The following is a 20,652-nucleotide window of genomic DNA, read 5'->3' as shown; positions in this document are numbered from 1 at the left end:
CCCCCTCGGAGGTGATGGAGTAACCATAACAGAAGAATTTGGCTTATGCAATACACGTTCCCAATATTGCATGCAAGATGCCATTCACCCGCCCTCAGAGAGAAAAATCCCCGCTTTCGCGGGGAATACGTCCTCCTGATGCACTACACGGGATCATCCCCTGCCGGGGAACACCGCGACCGGGGTCGCGTCGAGCGCTCGCAGGACCTCACAAACGTATCACCCCACCGACTCCCGCGTGCCATGGCGACACAAGTGGCACGATCCTGAAACAATGGGGGCATGTCGAATGACCCGCGTGAAAACCTGCACGGTTCGGATGGCCAGGAGCTGGCCGACGTGACGGCCGCCGCCGAGCACCTGGCCGTCTCGCAGACGCCCGCCCAGTCGATGGCGGACGCGCTCGCCGAGATGTCCACCCCGTCGTTTGAGGAGACGCTCAGCGCCCTCGACGAGGCCGGCGCACCCTCCGCACAGGAAGCAGCAGCCACGCTCACCGAGAACGGCGCACTGGACCCGCAGGAAACCCTCGTCTCCGACGGCCCCCTCATCACGCCCGCCAACAGCCCGGCAACGAACACCAACACCGGCCACGACCTCGCCGTCGCCGCCCCCGTACACCTGCCGCCCGCCGAGCCGCGCCCCTGGTACCGCTCGCGCCGCTCCTTCTGTGCGAAGGGCCGCGGCGGCCGCGTCCAGGTCGCAGGCCTGGGCATCACGTACACGGACCACGTCACGGGCGCGGTCCTCCTGGCAAACATCGACTTGGGCTTCCGCGCGCGCTCGCTGAGCGCGATCCTGGATCCGACGGGCCGCCGCGCCCGCGCCCTTTTCCTGATCCTCGCTGGCCTCGAGGAGCCGCAGGCGGGCCGCATCGTCGCCGCGCCCTCGCGCTCGCTGGCGGCGCGCCTCGCGGGCCGTATCGGCTCGGTCGCACTGATCCGCGCGGACTCCCCGCTCGACGAATCCCTGACGATCCGCCAGAACATCCTGGCCCCCCTGTCGGCGACGGGTTCCGTCGCCGACTGGGACAACCTCGTGGGTGCCCTGCAGATCACGGGCCTCGCCCAGCGTGTCGAGCTCCGCCCCTCCGAGCTTTCCGAGTGGGAGCGCTTCAAGGCCCTCATCGCCCGCGCGATCGTCTCTGGCGCGGAGGTCTTCCTCGTCGAAGACCCGATCACCCTGCCCGCCGCCGCCCGCACGGAACTCGGCCCCCTCCTGCGCGCCCTCGCGGACGCGGGCTGCGCGGTCGTCCTCGCGACCCCGAACCCCGAGGTCGCCGCCGCCTCCGACCGCGCGATCCTCCTGACAAACGGCCGCGTCGCCCTCGACGCGCCCGGCCCCTCCGTCGCGCTCATCAACGCCTCCCTGGAGGCCAACCCCGAGGACCCGAAGGCCCTCCTCGGCCCGATCCCCTCGGCACTGCCCGCCTCCTTCGACGAGGTCATCTCCCCCACCGGCGCACAGGCCCCCGCATGGCACCCGCTCGGCACCGCCGACGAGGCCGGGGCACAGACCACGAACGCGCAGCAGTCCTCCGCACCCGAGGAAGCCGACCCCGCCGAGGCGGCCCTCGACGCGGCGACCACCCGCGTGGAGACCGCGCCCGCCCAGGCAAGCCAAGCGACCCAGGCAAGCCAGGCAACGCAGGTGCCCCAGGCCTCGCCCGAGCCCCGCACCGAGACCGCGATGCGAGGCATTCCCGTCGTCGACACCGAGGACCCGGCCATGGCCGAGCCCGAGGTCTCCGACCTGGTCGTGCGCGCCCGCAAGATCCTCTCCGATCTGCCCGGTTCGATCGCCCCACAGGAGTAACGGACCGGTCACTGCGAGCCGACCTCCTTCATGAGAGACTAGGCGTATCAGGCGAGGCACCGCCTCGCTCACCCGCACGCGCAGGAGCACCCATGACTCAGCCCACCCCCCAGCCCGGGCAGTACCCGCCGCCGCCCGTCAACACCGCGCAGGCCGCCGGCGAGGCCCGCCCCAGCATCGGCGCCCTCTTCGCGTCGGTGACCGGCCAGATCTCCGGGATCATTCGCGGCGAGATCGAGCTCAACAAGGCGAAGCTGCGCACCTTCGCAGCCAAGAGCGGTAAGGGCGTCGCCCTCCTTGTGGTCGCCGCGGTCTTCGCGCTCTACCTGCTCGGCTGGACGCTGCACACCGCCGAGATCGCGCTCGCGCTCGTGCTGCCCGCGTGGGCGGCGTCGCTGATCATCGTCGGCGTCCTCCTCCTGATCGTCCTGATCCTCGCGCTCGTGGGTGCCCGCTCCCTCAAGAGCGCGCAGGCCCACCGCCCAGATCCGGCTGCGTCAGTCGCCGCCACCAAGGAAGCCATCGAGAAGGGACTGGGCAAGTGAGCACCAACCTCGATACGCGCAACGTGACCGTCGGCGAGGCCACCCACGCCTCCACCGAGCCCCGCACGGAAGAGCAGATCACTGCCGACCTCGAGCGTCAGCGCGCCGAACTGGCCGCCACGATCGACCAGCTGTACGCACGCGTCCAGCCCGCCGCCCTCGCCCAGGAGGCGAAGGACGAGGCCAGCGCCCGTTTCGCTTCCTTCAAGGAGTCCGCGTCGCTGACCCTGCAGGACGCGGCCGGCGGCAACGCCGAGGCCCTGAAAAAGGTCGGCATCGTCGCCCTGTCCGCGATCGGCACCATCGGCGTGATCGTCCTGCTGGCGACCCGCTCGTCGCGTCGCTCCCGTCGCGAGGCCCGCCGCGCAGCCCGCGAGGCGGCCGCACACACGCTCGCAGCCCTCACGTCCGAGGTGGCCGAGGCGCTGTAAGCACCAACTGACGCGAACCGGCGTAACTCCGGCCACACCGGCCGCGGGTTACGCCGGTTACATTTCCCCGTTTTCGTGGGCTTTCGCGCGCCGGGCACCGCTCAGCTGAGCGCGCAAAACACGATCCAAGGTGAGGTCAAGGCCCGTCATTAGCTATGATGGTCCCACGAAACATTTTGAACACCCAGGGAACCGCTCTACGCGGACCCGAACGACGCGGAGGGGGTCGACGCCATGGGGCGCGGCCGTCAAAAGGCTAAGCAGATGAAAGTCGCTCGGAAGCTGAAGTATTTCAGCCCCGACACCGACCTAAACGCACTTCAGCGCGAGCTGGCGGATGAGGACTCGTACCTGGCACACGTGCCGGCGGACGAGCCCGAAGAGGACGATGCGATCGACGACGACCTCTACTCGAAATACGCCGACTTCGCCGAGATTCCCGCAGAAGACGATGACATCGACCCGAAGCAGCTCGATGAGTCCTTCTGGACGGGTGGATCCTCCACCAAGTAACGGATCAGCCACACGGCGGACCGAGAACCGGTCCGCCGCTTTGGCGTGCCCACAACACTATTTCTAACGCCCCTGCGACAAGGGGCCGGGGCCCGCAGGCCCCGACCCCTCTCGCACGCTCACGCAACGCTCAGCCGACGCGGTACTCGCCGTGCAGCAGCACGGCGCCCGCCTGGACGCCCTTCGTGCCAGAGATGAGGCGCACGCCGGAGGAATCAGCGCTCAGGTCAGACACAGACCCAAACCCAGCCACAGTGCCGTCGGCACCGGCCGACGTGACGGAGCCCAGGACCCACGCGGCCACCCCGGCCTCGTTGATCGCGGATTGGACCTCGGAGGCCACGGACGCGGAGACGACGGCGACCATGCCGACGCCCAGGTTCAGGGAGTCCTCCATGCCAACCCAGGTGACGTCGCCGCCGCGGCGCACCCAGTCGAACACGGCGGGGACGGTCCACGTGGAGCGGTCGACGGTCGCCACCGCGCCGACAGGCAGGACGCGCGACAGGTTCGCCGCCAGGCCGCCGCCGGTCACGTGCGAGTAGGCGTGAATGCCGCCGACACCGAAGCGCTCGACCAGGTCCAGGCACAGGCGCGTGTACAGGCGCGTGGGCTCGAGGAGTTCCTCGCCGAGGGTGCGGCCGAACTCGGCGACGTGGGAATCCAGCGACGCGCCCACGCGGGAGACGACGGAACGCACCAGCGAATAGCCGTTGGAGTGCAGGCCCGAAGACGCCATGGCGATGACGACGTCGCCGTCGGCCACGCGCTCGGGGCCCAGGAGCTTGGAGGCGTCTACGACGCCGGTCGCGGCGCCCGCGATGTCGTAGTCGTCGGGCTCCATGACGCCCGGGTGCTCGGCGGTCTCGCCGCCGATGAGGGGCGTGCCCGTGGCCTCGCAGGCCCGCGCGATGCCGGTGACGATGGAGGCGATGCGCTCGGGGATGACATGCCCGCAGGCGATGTAGTCGGTCATGAGGACCGGGCGCGCGCCGATCACGACGATGTCGTCGACGACCATGCCGACCAGGTCCTGGCCGATCGTGTCGTGCACGTCCATGGCCTGCGCGATCGCGATCTTGGTGCCGACGCCGTCCGTGGAGGTCGCCAGCAGCGGCTTCTCCATGCCCAGCAGCGCCGACGCGTCGACCATGCCGGCGAACCCGCCGGTCGCGCCCAGGACGGTGGAGTCGTGGGTGGCGGCGACGGCGCTCTTCATCAGCTCGACGGCGCGGTCGCCCGCCGCCGTGTCAACGCCGGCGGTCGCGTAATCCAGGGGGGTGTCGGTCATGGGTGGTGCCTTTCGCAGGTGGCGCTCGACGAGGCCGTGTCGGGTGGTCGGGGTGAGAACAGCGCCCGCGGCGTGGTAAGCCGCGGGCGTGGAGGTTAGCAGGGGGTGGCGTCGGGGGTTCCGGGCACGGGCGTCCCGGCGGGGATCGTCTCCGGGTATTCGCCGGTGAAGCAGCCGAGGCACAGGGATGTGCCCTGTCCGGTGGCCGCGACCATGCCGTCGATCGACAGGTACGCCAGGGAGTCGGCACCGATCGAGTCGCGGACCTGCTCGACGCTCATGGACGAGGCGATGAGCTCGGCGCGCGTCGGGAAATCGATACCGAAGAAGCACGGCCACAGCACCGGCGGAGACGAGATGCGCACGTGCACCTCCGCGGCCCCGGCCTCGCGCAGCATCTTGACGAGCGCGCGCTGCGTGTTACCGCGCACGATCGAGTCGTCGATGACGACGAGGCGCTTGCCTTCGATGACCTCGCGCAGGGGGTTGAGCTTGAGGCGGATGCCCAGCTGGCGCAGGGACTGCGTGGGCTGGATGAAGGTTCGGCCCACGTACGCGTTCTTGACCAGGCCCTGGGCGAAGGGGATGCCGGACTCCTGCGCGTAGCCGATCGCGGCGGGCGTGCCCGAGTCGGGCGTGGGGATCACGAGGTCCGCCTCGATGGGGTTCTCGCGCGCCAGGGCGGCACCCATCTCGTGGCGCGCGGCCACGATGCGGCGCCCACCGATCGTCGTGTCGGGGCGGGCCAGGTACACGTACTCGAAGACGCAGGTGTTGGAGCGGCGCACGGCGAAGCGGCGCGAGTGCACGCCCGAGGCGTCGATCGAGATGAGCTCGCCGGGCTCGACCTCGCGCACGAAGGTCGCGCCACACAGGTCCAGGGCGGCGGTCTCGGAGGCGACGACCCACCCGGAGGCGAGGCGGCCGAGAACAAGCGGGCGGTAGCCGTGCGGGTCGCGCGCCGCGTACAGCGTGTGCTCGTCCATGAAGACCAGGGAGAACGCGCCCTTGATGCGCGGCAGGACCTTCAGGGCAGCGCCGACGAGGGGCGCGGGCTCCAGGTCGTCCATCGACGAGGCCGGGGCGGCCTCATCCGCGCTCGTGTGCCCGGGCGTCACGGACGGGGACGCGATGAAGGGAGTCGGCCCGGGGATGCGGTCGGCCATGCCCAACAGCGCGGTCACGAGGGAGGTATCAGTGGATGCCCCGCGTTCGAAGTCCTCGCCGTCGTCGGCGATCTCGGAGGCCAGCTGACGCAGCTCGACCGTGTTGGTGAGGTTGCCGTTGTGGGCCAGGGCGAGGGTGCCCGTGGGGGTGGGGCCCAGCGTCGGCTGGGCGTTGCGCCACACGTCCGCGCCGGTCGTCGCGTAGCGGACGTGGCCGAGAGCGATGTGGCCGCGCAGGCCCTGGAGGGACTGCTCGGAGAACACTTGCGAGACGAGGCCCTGATCCTTGTACACGAGGATCTGTTTGCCATTCGACGTCGCAATACCGGCGCTCTGTTGGCCGCGGTGTTGCAGGGCATAGAGGGAGAAGTAGGTCAGGCGGGAAACGTCCTCGCCCGGGGCCCATACTCCGAAGACGCCGCAGTGATCGTGCGGGTGATCGTCTCCGAAGAGTTCCTGGTCGGACAGTGTCATGTCTGGCTGCGAGACGGGAAGCACGCTCTCACTCTCCCATACTTTTCCCCTCCTCGTGGCATATATCCACGTTGTGGCGGGCACACCCATTCCCCGTCAGACACAGCGTCCAGCGCGTAATTGCGCACGCTTTGCCAGGCAGAATCGGTCTCCTCATGGTCGAGATGCCACAATGGAGTGCAGCAATCTTGAGGAGGAAACGTGGCCAATCCGACGCTGAGCGCCATCATGTGGGGACTCGCCCTGCTGGTGAGCGCTGTGGCCGTCCTGTCGTTCGCGCGAGGCCTGACACACATGTGGCGCACGGTCTGCACGGGTACGCCCGACCCGGGGCGCCTGACCCCCGTGGGCAAGCGCCTCTGGGGCGTCATCTCCGCAGCCCTGACCCACCGTGAGTTCAAGGGACGCCCGTGGATCAAGGCCGCCCACTGGCTGGTCATGGTGTCCTTCCCGATCCTCTTCTTCACCCTGGTCACCGGGTACGCCCAGCTGCGCGTCCAGACCTTCACGCTGCCTCTCCTCGGACACTTCGCGCCGTGGGAGTGGCTCACCGAGGTCTTCGCGTGGGGCGGCCTGGCCGGCATCATCCTCCTGATGATCGTGCGCCAGCGCGCCGGGCGCGGCACCGCCGCCGAGGCGGCCCTCTCGAATGATGACCCCGATGCCGCTGCCGCCGCGGCCGACCCGGAGGGGACCCCGCCCTCGTCCCTGAGCCGCCCCCACCCGCGCGACTCCTCCCCGCGCGGCCTGGCCTCCCGTTTCCTGGGTTCGACCCGCTGGCAGGCGCTCTTCGTCGAGTGGGTCATCCTCATCGTGTGCGCGTGCGTCGTGGCCCTGCGCGGCCTCGAATACGCGATTTTCAGCGTCACGCCGGGCCTCGAGGCCCACGCGACCGCCCTGCACTTCCCCCTCACCGCCTGGCTCGGCGCGCTCTTCGCGGCCGCGGCCTCCTCCTCGGCCGCGTCCCTGGCGAACGCTATCGTGCTGGTCAGCGCCCTCAAGGTCCTCACCTCCATGACCTGGCTGACGGTCGTCGGCATCCAGACGGGCATGGGCGTCGCCTGGCACCGCTTCGTCGCGATCCTCAACCTGTACACGCGCCGAAACGCCGACGGCACGAAGGCCCTGGGACCGGCCGACCACATGCTCATCGACGGCAAGCCCGTGACCAGCGAGGACGACTTCGACGACGTCCCCGAGGATACGGTCCTCGGCGTGGGCACGATCGACGACTTCTCGTGGAAGGCCCGCCTGGACCTGTACTCGTGCACCGAGTGCGGCCGCTGCCAGGAGCTGTGCCCCGCGTGGAACACGCAAAAACCCCTCTCCCCCAAGCTGCTCATCATGGGCCTGCGCGACCACATGGAGTCCGCCTCCAACGTGCAGATCGTCGAGCAGGAGGAGGGCCACCAGAAGCTGGGCGACGGCGAGGTCCTCCTCGACAAGGGCGTGCCGGCCTCGCCCCACTCCTTCGACCTGGTCTCCGCCCTATCCCTGTCGGGCGCGACCGGCCCCGAGGGCGTCTCCGCAGTCACTGCCCCCCTGGTCCCCGAGGTCGTCTCCGAAGAGGTCCTGTGGGACTGCACGAACTGCGGCGCCTGCGTCGAGCAGTGCCCCGTCGACATCGAACACATCGACCACATCCTCGACCTGCGCCGCCACCAGGTCCTCATGGAAGGCGCGTTCCCCCGCGAGCTGGGCCGCGCGTTCCGCGGCATGGAATCCAAGGCGAACCCCTACAACCAGCCCGCCCGCAAGCGCATGGACTGGGCGAAGAAGCTGGACTTCGACATCCCCGTCGTCGGCGAGGACATCGAGGACGCCTCGCAGGTTGACTACCTGTTCTGGGTGGGCTGCGCGGGCGCCTACGACGACACGGCGAAGAAGACCAGCGCCGCCGTCGCCGAGCTGCTGCACACGGCGGGTGTGTCCTTCGCGGTCCTCGGCTCGGGCGAGTCCTGCACGGGCGACCCGGCCCGCCGCGCCGGCAACGAGGCGCTCTTCCAGATGCTGGCCGCCCAGGCCATCGACACCCTCACGGAAGCCAAGCCGCAGAAAATCGTCGTCTCCTGCGCGCACTGCTTCAACACGATCGCGGGCGAGTACCCGGAGCTCGGCGGACACTTCGACGTCGTCCACCACACGCAGCTCCTTAACCGCCTGGTGCGCGACGGCCTCCTCACGCCGGTGGCCCCCACCGCCTCGCCTGCCTCCGCGGGCGCGGACTCCACGGACGAGGCCGGGGCGGCCTCCTCGGACACGGCACCCTCGGTCGGCGCCCCCCTGAAGGTCACGTACCACGACGCGTGCTTCCTGGGCCGCCACAACAAGATTTACGAGCCGCCGCGCGAGCTCGTCGGCTCCCTTCCGAACGTGGAGCTGGTCGAGATGCCGCGCAACCGCGACCGCGCGATGTGCTGCGGCGCGGGCGGCGCGCACGCTTGGTTCGAGGAGACGCGCGGGACCCGCATCGCGGACGCCCGCATCGTCGAGGCCGCGTCCACGGGTGCGGACGTCGTCGCGACGGCCTGCCCCTTCTGCTCCCAGATGCTCGGCTCGGCCTCGGGCACGTCCGCCGGCTTCGTCTCCTCCGACGCCGACCAGGGCGGCGCGAACAACGACGCCGCCACGGCCTCGTCTGGTGCGAAGCTCCCGGAGGTGCGGGACGTGGCCGTCATGCTGCTCGAGTCCGTCAAGCGCGGCCAGTAGCGCACGGCCGCGCAGCGATCACGCACAGCGCGTCGCGCCGCGCAGCGAGCCAAGCACCGTACACAACGCACACGAAAGGGGCGGCCCCGCAGGAAAACTGCGGGGCCGCCCCTTTTGCCTCAGGACAATCAGTCCTCGACGCCGACGATGACGTTGGAGGCCTTGATGACGGCGACGGCCTTGGAGCCGACGGTCAGGCCGAGCTCCTCGATGGCGGCGTTCGTGATCGACGAGGAGATGACCAGGCCGGGGGCGACCTCGATCTTGACGATGCCGTTCACGGCGCCCTCGGAGACCTCAACGACGGTGCCGGGGAGCTGGTTACGTGCGGAGAGCTTCATGATGTGCCCTTTCATACGTAGTGGTTTGCAAACATACTTACCCTAGCGGGCGCGCGGCGCTCCTTCTAGGGATGCGACCTATTGTTCGTCCTCCGTGGAGATCTCTTCGAGGCCGACGAGGAAGCCATCCTCGTCGACGACGTTGCCGCCCACGAGGGTCGCGATCATGCCGGCGGCCTTCTCCACATCCTGCATGGAACGCAGGCGCTCAAGGCGCGCCGTGCGGCTCATCGCCCCCGCTCCCGGCGTCGGGGCGGACGTGGGCAGCCATCGCACCTGGTATTCGATGATGGCACCGGCCGTCCACGGCTCCCAGCGCAGCACGCGCGGCGGGGTGGGCACGGCGTGGACCTCGATCATCATGTCAGAGCGGTGCCCGATCGGACTCATGAGGGCGTACCCGTCGACGACCTGGGGCTGGTCGCGCTGGGCCTCGAGCTCCTCGCGGGCCTTCGCGATCTTGGACGCAATGTCTTTGCGAACCGGGCCCAGCTCGGCCTTGAGCTTCTCGATCTGCGCGACCTGCGCGGGCGTGAGCGGAGGGGGCTTGGGGGCCTCGGGCGCGATATCGCGCGCGTCCTTCATCTGTTCGAACCCGGCGCGCTCGCGCATCGCGGACAGCAGGTCCTCAGGGTTGATCCAGCGCGGCGAATAAACCGTCAGATTCACGGCCGAATCGGCGTCGGGAACCATGACGTAGCCGCTGCCCGCGATGCGCAGGCCACCGGCGAGACGGCGAGCCATGCGACGCAGCGCCTCGAGCACGCGGTACTCCAGGCCCGTGGGCACCCCCTCGGGGAAGGCCTTGTCCCACTCGCCCATGACGCCGTTATTCTGCTGGCGGGCGTGCGCCTGCGGGCAGCGCAGGACCCACGCATTCGTCAGCGAGGCCGGCGTGCCCAGCGCGGCGCGCGTCGGCTGGTCGAGCGTCCACGGCCCCTCCAGCTCGGCCTCGGAGGACAGGCGGAGGCGACCCGGGGCGATCCACCCAGCCTCGTCCCACATGGAAATCGCGAGGGCCTCGAGTTCGGCGGGGTCAACCGATTCAGAGACGAGGAAGAGATGATGGGCGCGCGCGTCCGCCAGGTCGATGACGCCTGCGGGCTCGCTCACCTCGATGGCTGCGGCGATCGGGACGGCCGCCTCGGCGCTCGTGACCTCACCGTCGGCGGCAATCTGGAACGCCGCGTCCGTCGCGGTCATCGTCGCCAGCCCGACGTTCGTCTGCGTGAGCGGGTTATCCGTCGCGCTCATCGGCGTCGGGTCCGCGAAGGAATGAGGGGTGGCCGCCATGCGTTCCTTCAGGGAACGCCTCACCGGCGAGGCCTGCGGTGCCTCGTCCCTGTTGGTGACCTGCTCGGTGCGCGGAGTCATGCCGGGCAGCGCGACGCCCTGAATGACACCCGTGCGAGTCGGGGAGGGCGCGACCGGGGGGATACCGACCCCTGCCTCGTGGACACCGCTGGCCTGCGGGGCGGCGGTCGCCTGCGGGACCCCCATGACGGGCGTGGGCGCGGGCGGCTCCGGCAGCGGCGGCGCCTGAAGATCCGCAGGCTCGGGAGCGGGCGGCTCCGGCAGCTCGACGGGGTCCGGTGCCGGCGGATAGCTCATCTCGCGAGCCGCACGCTCGGCGCGCTCGGCGCGCATACGTTCAAGCCGAGAGGGCGGTGGAGGAGGAAGAGCCGACATCAGGTATCACCGTTCGATGCGGGTGCGCGTGAAGCGCTCGTGCGTGCGCGACGGAGTCGGCCCGCGCTGGCCCTGGTAATGAGAGCCGAGGCCGCTGGAGCCGTAGGGGTGCTCGGCCGGGGAGGACAGGTCGAAGAAGCACAGCTGCCCGATCTTCATGCCGGGGTAGAGCAGGATCGGCATCGTCGCCGTGTTCGACAGCTCGAGGGTCACGTGGCCCGAGAAACCGGGGTCAATGAAACCCGCCGTCGAGTGCGTGAGCAGGCCGAGACGGCCGAGCGAGGACTTACCCTCCAGGCGCGCCGCGATGTCGTCGCCGAGGGTCACCAGCTCGTAGGTGGCACCCAGGACGAACTCGCCGGGGTGCAGCACGAAGGGCCGATCGGGGCCCACGTCGACCAGGTGAGTGAGGTCCGACTGGTCCGCCGCTGGGTCGATCACCGGGTAGCGGTGGTTATCAAAGAGGCGGAACAGGCGATCCAGGCGCACGTCGATGCTGGCCGGCTGGACCAGGTCCCGGTCGAGCGGGTCGAGCTGGATACGCCCGGAGTCCAGGGAGGCTTTGATGTCGCGGTCACTGAGCAGCATGACTCGATTGTCGCACACTCAGCGCCGCGACAACAGCCTCAGGGGGTCACTGCAGGGGCTGGCCCTGAGCGTCGGTGGCGTAGTCACCGGAGCGGGCGAGGATCATGATGAATTCGATGAAAGCCCAGATGGCTGAAACGGGCGCACAGATCACCGTGATCGTCAGAATCAGCTGGATGATGCCCTTAGAGGTGTAGCCCAGGTAGAAGTTGTGGATACCCAGGGCACCCAGGAAGAACGCCAGGAGCACGGCGACGATCCACTGCTTGGGCGCACCGACGACGGGCTGGCCGTACGCGGGCTGTGCGTAACCGGGCTGGCCGTAGGCCTGCTGGCCCGCGGCGTAGGCGGCCTGCTCGAAACCGGGCTGCTGAGTATATCCGGGCTGCGCACCATATCCGGGCTGCGCACCTTCGGGTGCACCGTAGGGTGCCTGATTCGCGGCGGCCTCGGGACCCGCCTGGGCGGAGGTAGCGTCGTAGGCGGTGCCGTAGGTGGTCGAGCCGGGCGTCGCGGTCGCCTCGTCGAAGGAGGGGGCCGAGGCCTGGGGGAAGGACGGCGCGTCGGGGGCCGCAGCAGTATCGGGGGCGGCGTCGAATGCCGGAACCTCGGGGGCGGGAATCTCGCCCGCAGCGTCAACCGCGGGAGCGTCGGGAATCGAGAAGTCGGCCGAGGGGACCTCGGGGGTGGCATCCTTCGCGGGATCCTCGGGGGAGAAGGGAGTGGCCTGCGGGTCGGGCGTCGTCATGGGTGAGCCTTTCGGTTGTCGTGGGGGGCCGCGAACGGCCGTACTGACATAGCCTAGCGTGCCCACGCCCTCGTGCGGGAGTCGCGTCCACCCCGAAACACCCCTGATTGATCCCGGAGGCCACGAAGCAGCGCCGTGGTTCCTCACCTCACAAACGATCACTCTCACCCTCGAGAGCACGCTCCGCCAATGAAAAAGCGTGGGGCCCGGCATCAAGCCGGGCCCCACGGGGTAGTCTGAAGCGCGCATCACGCGCGGAGCGCAGGTGCTCAGACGGTGGGAACGCCGTTGGCGTCCTTCTCGTAGATCCACTTGCCCATGAAGGTCATGATGGCGCACGCGAGGCCCGCGATGCCGACCAGGAGGACGATCAGGTAGCCGATGCCAAGCAGGGCACCGCTATTCGACGTGCCACCGATAACCATGAGGACATAGCCGAGAACCAGAGCGGCGACGCGAATCGCGCCGATCTTCATGTGGCCGAGGTAGAAGTCGCCGGCGGCGATACCGCCGAGGAGCAGGTTGAGCAGGCCAGCGACCATGCGGGACTTGCCCTGCACGGGGGCGTTGTAACCAGGCTGCTGAGGAGCGGACATGTTGTCTCCTATGTGTTGATGACCCCTGGGATAGGGGCGTTTTCTAAAAACACGGTCAGACTACCGAAGCATTTGCATTTTGTACAATATCCGCCCCTTTTTATGTTACGGATCACAGGTTAATTTCTTTCGTTCGTCGCAGTGCGACTTTCTTCCATAGACTGACTGGGTGTTCACAAATCCGACGGCCGAGGCCTCGCGATCACTCCTGATCGACCTGCCCCATTGGTTCGCCGCACATCAGCGCAACCTGCCCATGCGCGCGCAGGGCGTCTCCGACTGGGGGACCCTCGTCTTTGAAATCATGAGCCAGCAGACCCCCATCTCACGGGTCCAGCCAATCTGGCTTGAGTGGATGGAACGCTGGCCCACCCCCGCCGATCTTGCCACCGCATCCTCGGCAGACATCATCGTCGCCTGGGCAAACCTCGGATACCCCTCACGCGCCCTGCGCCTCAAGGCCTGCGCGGCCGCGATCGTCGAAAAGCATGACGGCGAGATCCCACTCACCATGAAGGAACTCACCCTCCTGCCGGGCGTCGGCACCTACACCGCATCCGCGCTGCTCGCCTTCCGCCACGGAATCCGCGTGCCGGTCCTGGACACGAACGTGCGTCGCGTGCTGGTCAGATTTCTGGACGGCCGAGAGTTTCCTCCCCACACGACGCCCTCAAAAGCGGAAACAATGCGGGCCGACGCATTATTGCCCGAAGACGGGCACCGCGCGGCCGAGGTGAGTTTGTCGCTCATGGAATTCGGGGCCCTGGTCTGCACGCAGCTCAGCCCGTCGTGCGACGAGTGCACGATACACGCGAATTGCGCGTGGGCCGCCGCCGGATACCCCAAGGACGAGAAGCGCCCCACGCCCCAGCCCTACGTCGGCACCGACCGACAGGCGCGCGGCCGCATCATGAAAGCCCTGCGTACCGCACACTTCGAAGGCAAGGAAGGCCTCACCAAGCGTCGGGTCCTCGACGTAGCCCGCATCGACGGCGGCGACCGCTACCAGCCCTCACGCGTGTACCGCGCCCTCCTCAAAGACGGCATGATCGTCTACGACGAGGACACGAAGCGCGTCACGCTCCCCCGGTAACACCCTCAGCACGAGGCCGGGGCACCCACGCCCACCGCGCGCGGCCCCGGGAAGGTGCCACGGCCTCGTCGATGAATCAGTAGCGAATCGCGTCGATCGGCTTGACGCGCACGGCCGCGAGCGCGGGGATGATCCCGCACAGGGCACCGATGCTCGTGGAGATGGCAACGCCCGCGATGGCCGCGCCGGCGGGGAAGGCCGGGGTGTCGCTGAGCGTGACGCCGAGGGCCTCGAGGGGAAGGAATCGCACGACCACGATCGCGATTCCTACGCCGATGACGCCGGCGACGAAGGTCGCGACGACGGACTCCATGAAGACGGCGAAGAAGACGCGCGCCGCAGAGGCGCCGACGGCCCGGCGGATGCCGATCTCGCGCACCCGCTGGCGCACGGTCACGATGGCGACGTTCAGCAGGCCGAGGGCACCCAGGAACACGATGATGCCGCCGATGACCATGATGACGTTGGAGATCGTGCCCAGCTGCTCCTCGCCGATGTCCTCGTGCTCGCCGCCCGAGACAGAGACCTTCCAGCCCTCGCCGAGGATCGAGGCCAGGGAGCGGGGCAGGGTCTCGCGCGCCTGGTCGGCGTTCTCGGTTCCCACCCACGCGATCATGGCCGGGGAGGTCATCTGCGGGAAGGACACGCGCGCCGCGTCGTAGTGCGCGAACACGGTCGGCATGTCGTAGGAGCTCTTCGACTTGGTGACGCCGACGACGCGCATCGCCACGCCGTCACTCGTGTGCAGGACGATCGGCACCTGGTCGATGGGGGCGCGCCCGAGCTGATCCCACAGGGTCTGCGAGATGACGACGGGAATCAGGCGCTGGTCGGCGTCGCTGCTCTCGACCCAGCGTCCCGCGAGCATGCGGGTGCGGTAGATGACCGCGTAGGAGGGGTCCACGCCCTGGAACGCGACGCCGTCAACCATGTCGCCGATCTTCGTCAGGGGATAGCCGCGGAATTGTCCACTAGCCCTGGCCTGGCGGGCTTCGACGATCTCTCCGCCCCCGCTGGAAAAGCGCGACCAGTAGTGGATGTCCGTCTTCTCGGCCAGGGTGGCCATGGCCTCCCCGATCGTATCCTTTTCGTCGGGGCGCGTCGCGGTCTGCTCACCGCTCGGCGAGGCATCGGCTCCCGTCCCGGAGACGTCCTGGTACGGGCCGTTCGCTGATGGCCCCTCCGGCGAGGCCGAGGAGCTTTCGGGGGTCAGGCGCAAGGTGACGGAGCGACCCTCGTAGAGTTCCGCCAACTCGCGCGAGGACTGCAGGAGCAGGTCGCCGAGCGCAATCACGATCGTCATCGCAGCGACGGCCGCAACCACGCCCACGAGGGAGAGGACGACGCGCGCCTTCTGGACCTTGACCTCGCCCCACGCCTCGATGAGCGCACCCAGAATCTGGCTGACAGCGTTCACTGCTCCCCCTCCTCCGGCCTCGCCGGGTCCGAGGCCCGCTCGTCCTCGTGGGTCCCCGTACCCTCATCAGTCCGCACACCCTCGTCGGTCCCCGTAGCTTCGTCGTCGGCGGGCACCGGCGGGGGTTCCGGTATCGCATTGCGCGCCCCGGCCTCGTCGCCCGAGTGTCCTGCCTCCACGCGGCGGGTGAGAGCGTCGGGATCCCCGACCTCGTGCAGCGTACCGTCGTAGAGCTCGTAGGCGCGCTGGGCCCGAGCGGCCACCGCCATGTCGTGCGTGATGACGATGAGCGCGGCGTTGGACTCGCGTGCGACCTCCTCGAGGAGGGCCATGACGACGCGGCCCGTGTCCGGGTCGAGGGCGCCCGTCGGCTCGTCGGCGAGGATCACGCGCGGGCGGCGCACGAGGGCGCGCGCGATCGCGATGCGCTGCTGCTCGCCGCCGCTCATCTCGCCCGGGTAGGAGTCGGCGCGATCGGCCAGCCCTACGCGCTCCAGCATGTCGAGCGCGATCGAACGCCTGCGCAGCAACTGCGGGCCCGGCGCGTACAGGAGCGGCACCTCGACGTTTTCGGCGGCCGTGCGCGCCGAAAAGATGTTGAACTGCTGGAACACGAAGCCGAAGTCTTCTCCGCGCATGCGCGCGCGACGCCCCTCCCCCAGGCGCGTCGTGTCCACCCCGTCCAGCTCGTACGTGCCCGAGGTCGGGGCATCCAACAGGCCAATGATGTTGAGCATCGTGGACTTGCCCGTGCCCGAGCGGCCGACGATGGAGACGTGCTCGCCCTCGGCGACGTCAAGGTGAACGCCGCGCAGGATGTGCAGGTCTTCCCCGTCAGGCAGGGTCACCGTGCGGGTCACGTCCCGCAGGCACACGAGACTCATTGCGCGCCCGCCCCGCCGTTCGAGCCGCCCGCGCCGCCAGCCCGACCGGAGTCCGCACCGCCCAAGGGACCATCCTGGTCGTCCTGGTTGTCCTTGTTCGAGGTCGGGGTGAACTCGAGGATCTCCTCGCCCTGGGTCAGCCCCTCCTTGACCTCAACCATCTTGCCGTCGGTAATGCCCAGGGTGACGGCGCGCTTGTCAGGCTTGGTGGGGTCGGAGGTCGGCAGGTAGACGTAGCCGGACTGGTAGCGCCCCTCGACCGCGGAAATCGGCACCGCGAGGACGCCCGTCGCCGAGCCGGCCGTCATTTCGAGGGTCACCTGCAGGCCCGCGAACACTGTCTGATCTGCGGGGATCGCGCAGCGGGCCTTCAGGTCCGTCGAGGACGAGGCCCCGTTATCGGACCCGGCGTTCGTCTTCGGATCCTGCTGCTTGCCGGTCGGACTCACCAGCTTGACACCCGAGCATTCGAAGGGCGCGGGACCGTTCTTGATGGTGACGGTCGCCGTCGAGGGCGCGTCCTGCAGGCGGTACATCTGGTCCGCGCTCAGGGAGGCGACCGCGGAGAACGTCGCCGGGGCAACGGTCGCAACCGTGTCGCCAATCGCGAACTGCTGGCCGACCAGCACACTCGTCGACACCGTCCCGTCACCGGGGGACACGACCGTCTCGTACTTGTACGTCGGATCGGCGGTCTCAACGCTCACGTTGCCCTCCTCGTCGGTCACCTGACGGGTTTCGCCGGGGATTTCCTTGCGGATCTGGACGAGGGAGTCGCCCTTGGATACCTTGTCGCCATCGTTGACGAAGGTCCGCACGACGGCGCCGTCCAGGGTCGCTCGGGCGACGACCGGCTCGTCCGCCTGGATCGTTCCCGTGACGCTCACGGTGTTCGTGATGTCGGCGCGGCCCACCTCGGTCGTCATCTGCCCGAAGCTGCCGCCCGGGTCCATCCCGTCGGTCCCCTCGTCCTCCTGGGCGGCCGGGAAGAACGCGAACTTCACCAAGGAGATAGCGATAACTACCCAGGCCAGTACCTTGACAACGTCGAGCACCTGCGCGGTGCGGGTCTTGTGTGCCACGTGCGTCTCCTTCGATGAACGGCGTTGCTCAATTGTAAGGTGCGCCTCATTCAAGCAGCAAGGTTTCCCCGTCTTTTCGGGGTTTTCTCAGGGTGCTTTCCGGTGGCTGGGCAGCGTGCTTCCATGCCCTACGATGGGGATCGAACCGACGAAAGGCTGCCATGATCCGCCGCGCCACGCCCGCAGACGCCGAGGCACTCTCCCACCTCTCGTGCACCTGCTTCACGCAGACCTTCGGGCACCTCTACACACCCTCCGACCTGGACGCCTTCCTCGACGAGGCCTACTCCCCCACCGTCTTGCGTGCCGAACTCGAAGACCCCGAGCGCGCGACATGGCTCCTCTTCGAGGATTCAGTCGACGAGGCCGGGGCGACGCTCTCCTCCACCGACCACCCGGGCACGCCCGAACCCGGAGACGAAGCCCCGACCTCATCCGTCCCACAAGCCCCCATCGGCTACGTGACCGCATGCCCGGCGCACCTGCCCCACCCCGACGTCGCGCCCGGCGACGGCGAGGTCCAGCGCCTCTACATCCTGCAGGGACACCAAGGTGGGGGCCGCGGGACCGCGCTGCTGCGCACCGCGCTAGACTGGCTCGAGCACGACGGCCCGCGCACCCTCTGGATCGGTGTGTGGAGCGAAAACTACGGGGCGCAGCGCTTCTACGCGCGCCACGGCTTCGAAATCGTCGGCGACTACTCCTTCATGGTGGGCGACCACGCCGACCACGAACTCATCACGCGCCGCCTCCCGCGAGCGATCACTGCGTGAGTCACGCGTCAGCGGCGCACGCGGGTGATACGTGGGTGGCGCGGGGGTGGCTGTTTTTGGCGCGTCTATGGCTGTTTTTGGCGCGAGAGCAACGCAGACACCCACACTGATAGACGAAAGGGCCCCGAGGCATCATGCCTCGGGGCCCTCCCCACGTTGCGTCGCTCAGGCCTGCTCGGAGTCAGCGATCTTCTTGCGCACGTCGTCCATGTCCAGGTTCTGGATCTGCGAAATCAGATCCTCGAGCGCGGACAGCGGCAGAGCGCCGGACTGGCGGAACACCGCGATACCGTCGCGGAACGCCATGAGCGTCGGGATCGACGTGATCTGCGCGGCCATCGCCAGCTGCTGCTGATCATCCGTGTCGATCTTGCCGAACACGATGTCCGGGTACTTCTCGGAAGCCTCTTCGAAGATGGGGCCGAACTGGCGGCACGGGCCGCACCAAGTCGCCCAGAAATCCACCAGCACGATGCCGCCGGCGGACACGGTCTGCTCGAAGTTCTCCTGCGTGAGAGTAACGGTAGCCATGATTCTCCTGTTGTCGCCGGCTAACCCGACGGTGGTCGAGGCGCAGGCTTGATGCCCACGCGTGAACTGTCTTATTCAACGGACGCGGCGCGCCCACTATTCCCCGGAAGGAAGATCCGCGGTCGTGACGTGGCGCACGTTCTTCTCCGAGGCGCCCAAGCCTCGCAAAATGAACGTCTCCACCAGCGTCAGCGCAGACTCGCGATGCTCCGGATCCTGCGGCAGACGCTGCCCCTGCAGCGTCGCATGAATCAGGTGAACCGCGCCGAGCGTATTCTGCTGAGCGATCAGCCCACGCTCCATGGCCTCGTCGAGGATGCCGATGAGGACCTCACCCACAACACCCGCATGATCATGGAGATGCGAGGCACCCTGACCGGACATGTGGCGGCGCAGACCCATGCCGGCCTTGACGTGGTAGCGACCGATCATCTGCAGGTGCGAACGAATGTAAATGCGCAGGCGCATCAGGGGATCCGGCTCGGCTTCGAGGCGCTGAGTCAGCACGCGCGCAAACTCTCCCGTCACCTCGCGCATGTAGGCGAGCAGGAGCACCTCCTTATCCGCGAAGTGGTTGTAAACCGCCGTGCGGCCGACACCCGCGCGCTCCGCAATCTGGCTCATCGTGATCGACTCGAAGGACTGCTCGCCCATGAGCGACCCCAGGGCCTCGAACAGGCGCGCGCGAGTTAGCTCGCGGTGAGAGGCAAGGGACTCCCCAATAATCTTCGGCATGCGCTTATTCTGACATCTTTCCCCTTAGTGTCGTCAAATTATGGCTGCGCGCCGGTTGCCCATCCTCAGCGAGCGCAGCGGGAGACAGCTTCGACGGCGTGGCGCAAATCAGCACTGACCCCCAGCCGCGCGACCACCTATCGCCGCTTTTCTTTCGTCGTCCGCCACGCCACGCACCGGACCGTCAGCGAGCGCAGTGGGCGACCACGGCCTCGACGATGGGAAAGTCTGCGACGATCCAGGGGAGCGCGGCGAGGTCCGCGAGGGGCACCCACCGGGCCTCGAGGTGCGACGCGCCCGCGCGCGGGGCGGGAGAGGCGGCCGAGACCTCGGCGAGCCACACGCCCATGACGCGGCCGCCCAGGATCGGCCACCACTGGCCATCTTCGGGACACACGCGTTCACCCATGGTGAGGCGCGCGCCGAGCTCCTCGGCGATTTCGCGCTCGAGGGCGTGTACTGGATCCTCATTGTCCTCGACCTTGCCGCCGGGCAGCTCGAACTGGCCGCGCAGCTCCTGCGGGTAGGCGCGCGAGCAGGCGAGCAACTTCGTGGGCGCGCTCAGGGAATCAACGATCGCGGCAGCCACCACGGGGCGAGGCATAGGAACTCCAATCAGTCAGCCGAGCCCAGTGTATCGGGTGCCCGGGCGCGCGCCGGATGCGGACGGCAGACGCCACCGGCGCGCACCTGGCACCTCCTATTTCTTTTCCTTGTCGAACCGACAAGTGGCGCCAGATGCGCGGCTATCCGCATTCCGAACGCCACGACCGCCGCTCACAACTCCCCATACCCCGATGAGACCCCGTCGATACTGATTCCCTCACCATCGACACCCCCACACCCACTACCACCCCTCATCTGCCCACGCCTCAACCACCACCAGCGGGCGCCAGTTGCGCGGTCATCCGGCGTGACGATATGATCGACGGGTCGATTCCTTCGGGACGATGAATTGCGGGCGTAGTTCATCGGTAGAATGGAAGCTTCCCAAGCTTCAGAGGCGGGTTCGATTCCCGTCGCCCGCTCCGCCACCGCCCGGCTACGCGCCGGGCGGTTTTGTCATGCCTCCCCGACAGGCACGCCTGGCCAGCCACGCACTCTTCTACCTTCCACTCGCGCCCCTCACGCAGCCTTGCGGGCGCGCACCCGGTACAAAACTCCCCCAGCACGCGGCCCTCGCGGGTCGAACCGGTACAAAACTCTCCCAGCTCACAGCCCAGCGGGCGAC

The 20,652-nt window shown here is 68.4% G+C and carries 20 protein-coding genes and 1 tRNA gene; 8 read left to right on the top strand and 13 right to left on the bottom strand.

Translation table 11 applies throughout. The features are described 5' to 3' along the window. The first annotated feature begins 282 nt into the window (after positions 1-282). The 4 genes from O3656_RS09510 to O3656_RS09495 all read left to right on the top strand — a co-directional run bounded on the left by O3656_RS09510 (position 283) and on the right by O3656_RS09495 (position 3,304). Positions 283-1,815, top strand: coding sequence for an ATP-binding cassette domain-containing protein (locus tag O3656_RS09510; protein ID WP_500063787.1), 1,533 nt, complete (start codon positions 283-285; stop codon positions 1,813-1,815). Positions 1,816-1,907: 92 nt separating this feature from the next. After that, a complete protein-coding gene (locus O3656_RS09505; RefSeq protein WP_500063786.1) occupies positions 1,908-2,360 on the top strand; it encodes a phage holin family protein in 453 nt (150 codons plus the stop codon). After that, the gene (locus tag O3656_RS09500) at positions 2,357-2,791 is read left to right on the top strand and encodes a DUF3618 domain-containing protein (protein ID WP_500063785.1); all 435 of its coding nucleotides are present in this window, start codon (positions 2,357-2,359) and stop codon (positions 2,789-2,791) included. The genes O3656_RS09505 and O3656_RS09500 overlap by 4 nt, the downstream gene beginning before the upstream one ends. A 234-nt stretch (positions 2,792-3,025) precedes the next feature. Next, entirely contained in the window at positions 3,026-3,304 is a 279-nt protein-coding gene (locus O3656_RS09495) for a DUF3073 domain-containing protein (protein WP_016460513.1), read from the top strand. Positions 3,305-3,434: 130 nt separating this feature from the next. Here O3656_RS09495 and purM read toward each other — a convergent pair whose 3' ends face one another. Together purM and purF are read right to left on the bottom strand one after the other, a co-directional pair. After that, positions 3,435-4,595 (bottom strand): phosphoribosylformylglycinamidine cyclo-ligase, encoded by a 1,161-nt coding sequence (gene purM / locus O3656_RS09490; RefSeq protein ID WP_500063784.1) that lies wholly within the window; start codon positions 4,593-4,595, stop codon positions 3,435-3,437. A gap of 95 nt (positions 4,596-4,690) precedes the next feature. Then, complete coding sequence (gene purF / locus O3656_RS09485) at positions 4,691-6,259, bottom strand: amidophosphoribosyltransferase (protein ID WP_500063783.1); 1,569 nt, start codon at positions 6,257-6,259, stop codon at positions 4,691-4,693. A gap of 177 nt (positions 6,260-6,436) precedes the next feature. Between purF and O3656_RS09480 the strand changes: the two genes are divergently transcribed. Next, positions 6,437-8,944, top strand: a complete 2,508-nt coding sequence (locus O3656_RS09480) for a (Fe-S)-binding protein (RefSeq protein WP_500063781.1) — start codon at positions 6,437-6,439, stop codon at positions 8,942-8,944. 128 nt (positions 8,945-9,072) lie between these two features. On the opposite strand, the gene O3656_RS09475 is transcribed toward O3656_RS09480, so the two are convergent. From O3656_RS09475 to O3656_RS09455, 5 genes are all read right to left on the bottom strand, one after another. After that, on the bottom strand, positions 9,073-9,285 hold the full coding sequence (locus O3656_RS09475; protein ID WP_021611900.1) for a TOBE domain-containing protein: 213 nt from the start codon (positions 9,283-9,285) through the stop codon (positions 9,073-9,075). Between the two features lie 78 nt (positions 9,286-9,363). Then, on the bottom strand, positions 9,364-10,932 hold the full coding sequence (locus tag O3656_RS09470) for a hypothetical protein (RefSeq protein ID WP_500063780.1): 1,569 nt from the start codon (positions 10,930-10,932) through the stop codon (positions 9,364-9,366). A 48-nt stretch (positions 10,933-10,980) separates the two neighbouring features. Further along, entirely contained in the window at positions 10,981-11,562 is a 582-nt protein-coding gene (gene dcd, locus O3656_RS09465; RefSeq protein WP_500063779.1) for a dCTP deaminase, read from the bottom strand. 46 nt (positions 11,563-11,608) lie between these two features. After that, the gene (locus O3656_RS09460; RefSeq protein WP_500063778.1) at positions 11,609-12,310 is read right to left on the bottom strand and encodes a TM2 domain-containing protein; all 702 of its coding nucleotides are present in this window, start codon (positions 12,308-12,310) and stop codon (positions 11,609-11,611) included. A gap of 269 nt (positions 12,311-12,579) precedes the next feature. Continuing rightward, entirely contained in the window at positions 12,580-12,906 is a 327-nt protein-coding gene (locus O3656_RS09455) for a TM2 domain-containing protein (RefSeq protein WP_500063776.1), read from the bottom strand. 256 nt (positions 12,907-13,162) lie between these two features. Here O3656_RS09455 and O3656_RS09450 point away from each other — a divergent pair, with 256 nt between their 5' ends. After that, a complete protein-coding gene (locus O3656_RS09450) occupies positions 13,163-13,999 on the top strand; it encodes an HhH-GPD family protein (RefSeq protein ID WP_500063799.1) in 837 nt (278 codons plus the stop codon). Between the two features lie 76 nt (positions 14,000-14,075). On the opposite strand, the gene O3656_RS09445 is transcribed toward O3656_RS09450, so the two are convergent. From O3656_RS09445 to O3656_RS09435, 3 genes are read right to left on the bottom strand one after another with little or no spacing between them, the layout of a single operon-like run. Continuing rightward, positions 14,076-15,416: an ABC transporter permease gene (locus tag O3656_RS09445; RefSeq protein WP_500063775.1), complete on the bottom strand. Its 1,341-nt coding sequence runs from the start codon at positions 15,414-15,416 to the stop codon at positions 14,076-14,078. Further along, positions 15,413-16,300, bottom strand: coding sequence for an ABC transporter ATP-binding protein (locus O3656_RS09440; RefSeq protein ID WP_500063774.1), 888 nt, complete (start codon positions 16,298-16,300; stop codon positions 15,413-15,415). The genes O3656_RS09445 and O3656_RS09440 overlap by 4 nt, the downstream gene beginning before the upstream one ends. Continuing rightward, the gene (locus O3656_RS09435; RefSeq protein WP_500063773.1) at positions 16,297-17,382 is read right to left on the bottom strand and encodes an efflux RND transporter periplasmic adaptor subunit; all 1,086 of its coding nucleotides are present in this window, start codon (positions 17,380-17,382) and stop codon (positions 16,297-16,299) included. Before O3656_RS09435 ends, O3656_RS09440 begins: the two co-directional genes overlap by 4 nt. Before the next feature lie 161 nt (positions 17,383-17,543). On the opposite strand from O3656_RS09435, the gene O3656_RS09430 reads away from it, so the two are divergent. Beyond that, positions 17,544-18,155 (top strand): GNAT family N-acetyltransferase, encoded by a 612-nt coding sequence (locus tag O3656_RS09430; protein ID WP_500063771.1) that lies wholly within the window; start codon positions 17,544-17,546, stop codon positions 18,153-18,155. Between the two features lie 165 nt (positions 18,156-18,320). Here the strand turns inward: O3656_RS09430 and trxA are convergent, their stop codons facing one another. The 3 genes from trxA to O3656_RS09415 form a co-directional block, all read right to left on the bottom strand. After that, positions 18,321-18,686, bottom strand: a complete 366-nt coding sequence (trxA, locus tag O3656_RS09425; protein WP_500063769.1) for a thioredoxin — start codon at positions 18,684-18,686, stop codon at positions 18,321-18,323. A 96-nt stretch (positions 18,687-18,782) separates the two neighbouring features. Further along, entirely contained in the window at positions 18,783-19,421 is a 639-nt protein-coding gene (locus tag O3656_RS09420; protein ID WP_500063768.1) for a TetR/AcrR family transcriptional regulator, read from the bottom strand. A gap of 184 nt (positions 19,422-19,605) precedes the next feature. Continuing rightward, the gene (locus O3656_RS09415; protein WP_500063767.1) at positions 19,606-20,025 is read right to left on the bottom strand and encodes an NUDIX domain-containing protein; all 420 of its coding nucleotides are present in this window, start codon (positions 20,023-20,025) and stop codon (positions 19,606-19,608) included. Between the two features lie 353 nt (positions 20,026-20,378). Between O3656_RS09415 and O3656_RS09410 the strand changes: the two genes are divergently transcribed. Beyond that, positions 20,379-20,449 (top strand) — tRNA-Gly (locus O3656_RS09410). The last annotated feature ends 203 nt before the right edge of the window (positions 20,450-20,652 follow it).

The sequence above is a fragment of the Pauljensenia sp. 27098_8_83 genome (assembly GCF_041432695.1).
Lineage (GTDB): Bacteria > Actinomycetota > Actinomycetes > Actinomycetales > Actinomycetaceae > Pauljensenia.
Note: the sequence above shows the minus strand (reverse complement) of the source record. Positions and strands in the feature narration are given on the sequence as shown.

Excerpts from the sequence above, each read along its gene's own strand:
- O3656_RS09510 (WP_500063787.1), top strand. The coding sequence starts at position 283 with ATGTCGAATGACCCGCGTGAAAACCTGCACGGTTCGGATGGCCAGGAG.
- O3656_RS09505 (WP_500063786.1), top strand. The coding sequence starts at position 1,908 with ATGACTCAGCCCACCCCCCAGCCCGGGCAGTACCCGCCGCCGCCCGTC.
- O3656_RS09495 (WP_016460513.1), top strand. The coding sequence starts at position 3,026 with ATGGGGCGCGGCCGTCAAAAGGCTAAGCAGATGAAAGTCGCTCGGAAG.
- purM (WP_500063784.1), bottom strand. The coding sequence starts at position 4,595 with ATGACCGACACCCCCCTGGATTACGCGACCGCCGGCGTTGACACGGCG.
- O3656_RS09475 (WP_021611900.1), bottom strand. The coding sequence starts at position 9,285 with ATGAAGCTCTCCGCACGTAACCAGCTCCCCGGCACCGTCGTTGAGGTC.
- O3656_RS09470 (WP_500063780.1), bottom strand. The coding sequence starts at position 10,932 with ATGCGCGCCGAGCGCGCCGAGCGTGCGGCTCGCGAGATGAGCTATCCG.
- dcd (WP_500063779.1), bottom strand. The coding sequence starts at position 11,562 with ATGCTGCTCAGTGACCGCGACATCAAAGCCTCCCTGGACTCCGGGCGT.
- O3656_RS09460 (WP_500063778.1), bottom strand. The coding sequence starts at position 12,310 with ATGACGACGCCCGACCCGCAGGCCACTCCCTTCTCCCCCGAGGATCCC.
- O3656_RS09455 (WP_500063776.1), bottom strand. The coding sequence starts at position 12,906 with ATGTCCGCTCCTCAGCAGCCTGGTTACAACGCCCCCGTGCAGGGCAAG.
- O3656_RS09450 (WP_500063799.1), top strand. The coding sequence starts at position 13,163 with ATGCGCGCGCAGGGCGTCTCCGACTGGGGGACCCTCGTCTTTGAAATC.
- O3656_RS09440 (WP_500063774.1), bottom strand. The coding sequence starts at position 16,300 with ATGAGTCTCGTGTGCCTGCGGGACGTGACCCGCACGGTGACCCTGCCT.
- O3656_RS09430 (WP_500063771.1), top strand. The coding sequence starts at position 17,544 with ATGATCCGCCGCGCCACGCCCGCAGACGCCGAGGCACTCTCCCACCTC.
- trxA (WP_500063769.1), bottom strand. The coding sequence starts at position 18,686 with ATGGCTACCGTTACTCTCACGCAGGAGAACTTCGAGCAGACCGTGTCC.
- O3656_RS09420 (WP_500063768.1), bottom strand. The coding sequence starts at position 19,421 with ATGCCGAAGATTATTGGGGAGTCCCTTGCCTCTCACCGCGAGCTAACT.
- O3656_RS09415 (WP_500063767.1), bottom strand. The coding sequence starts at position 20,025 with ATGCCTCGCCCCGTGGTGGCTGCCGCGATCGTTGATTCCCTGAGCGCG.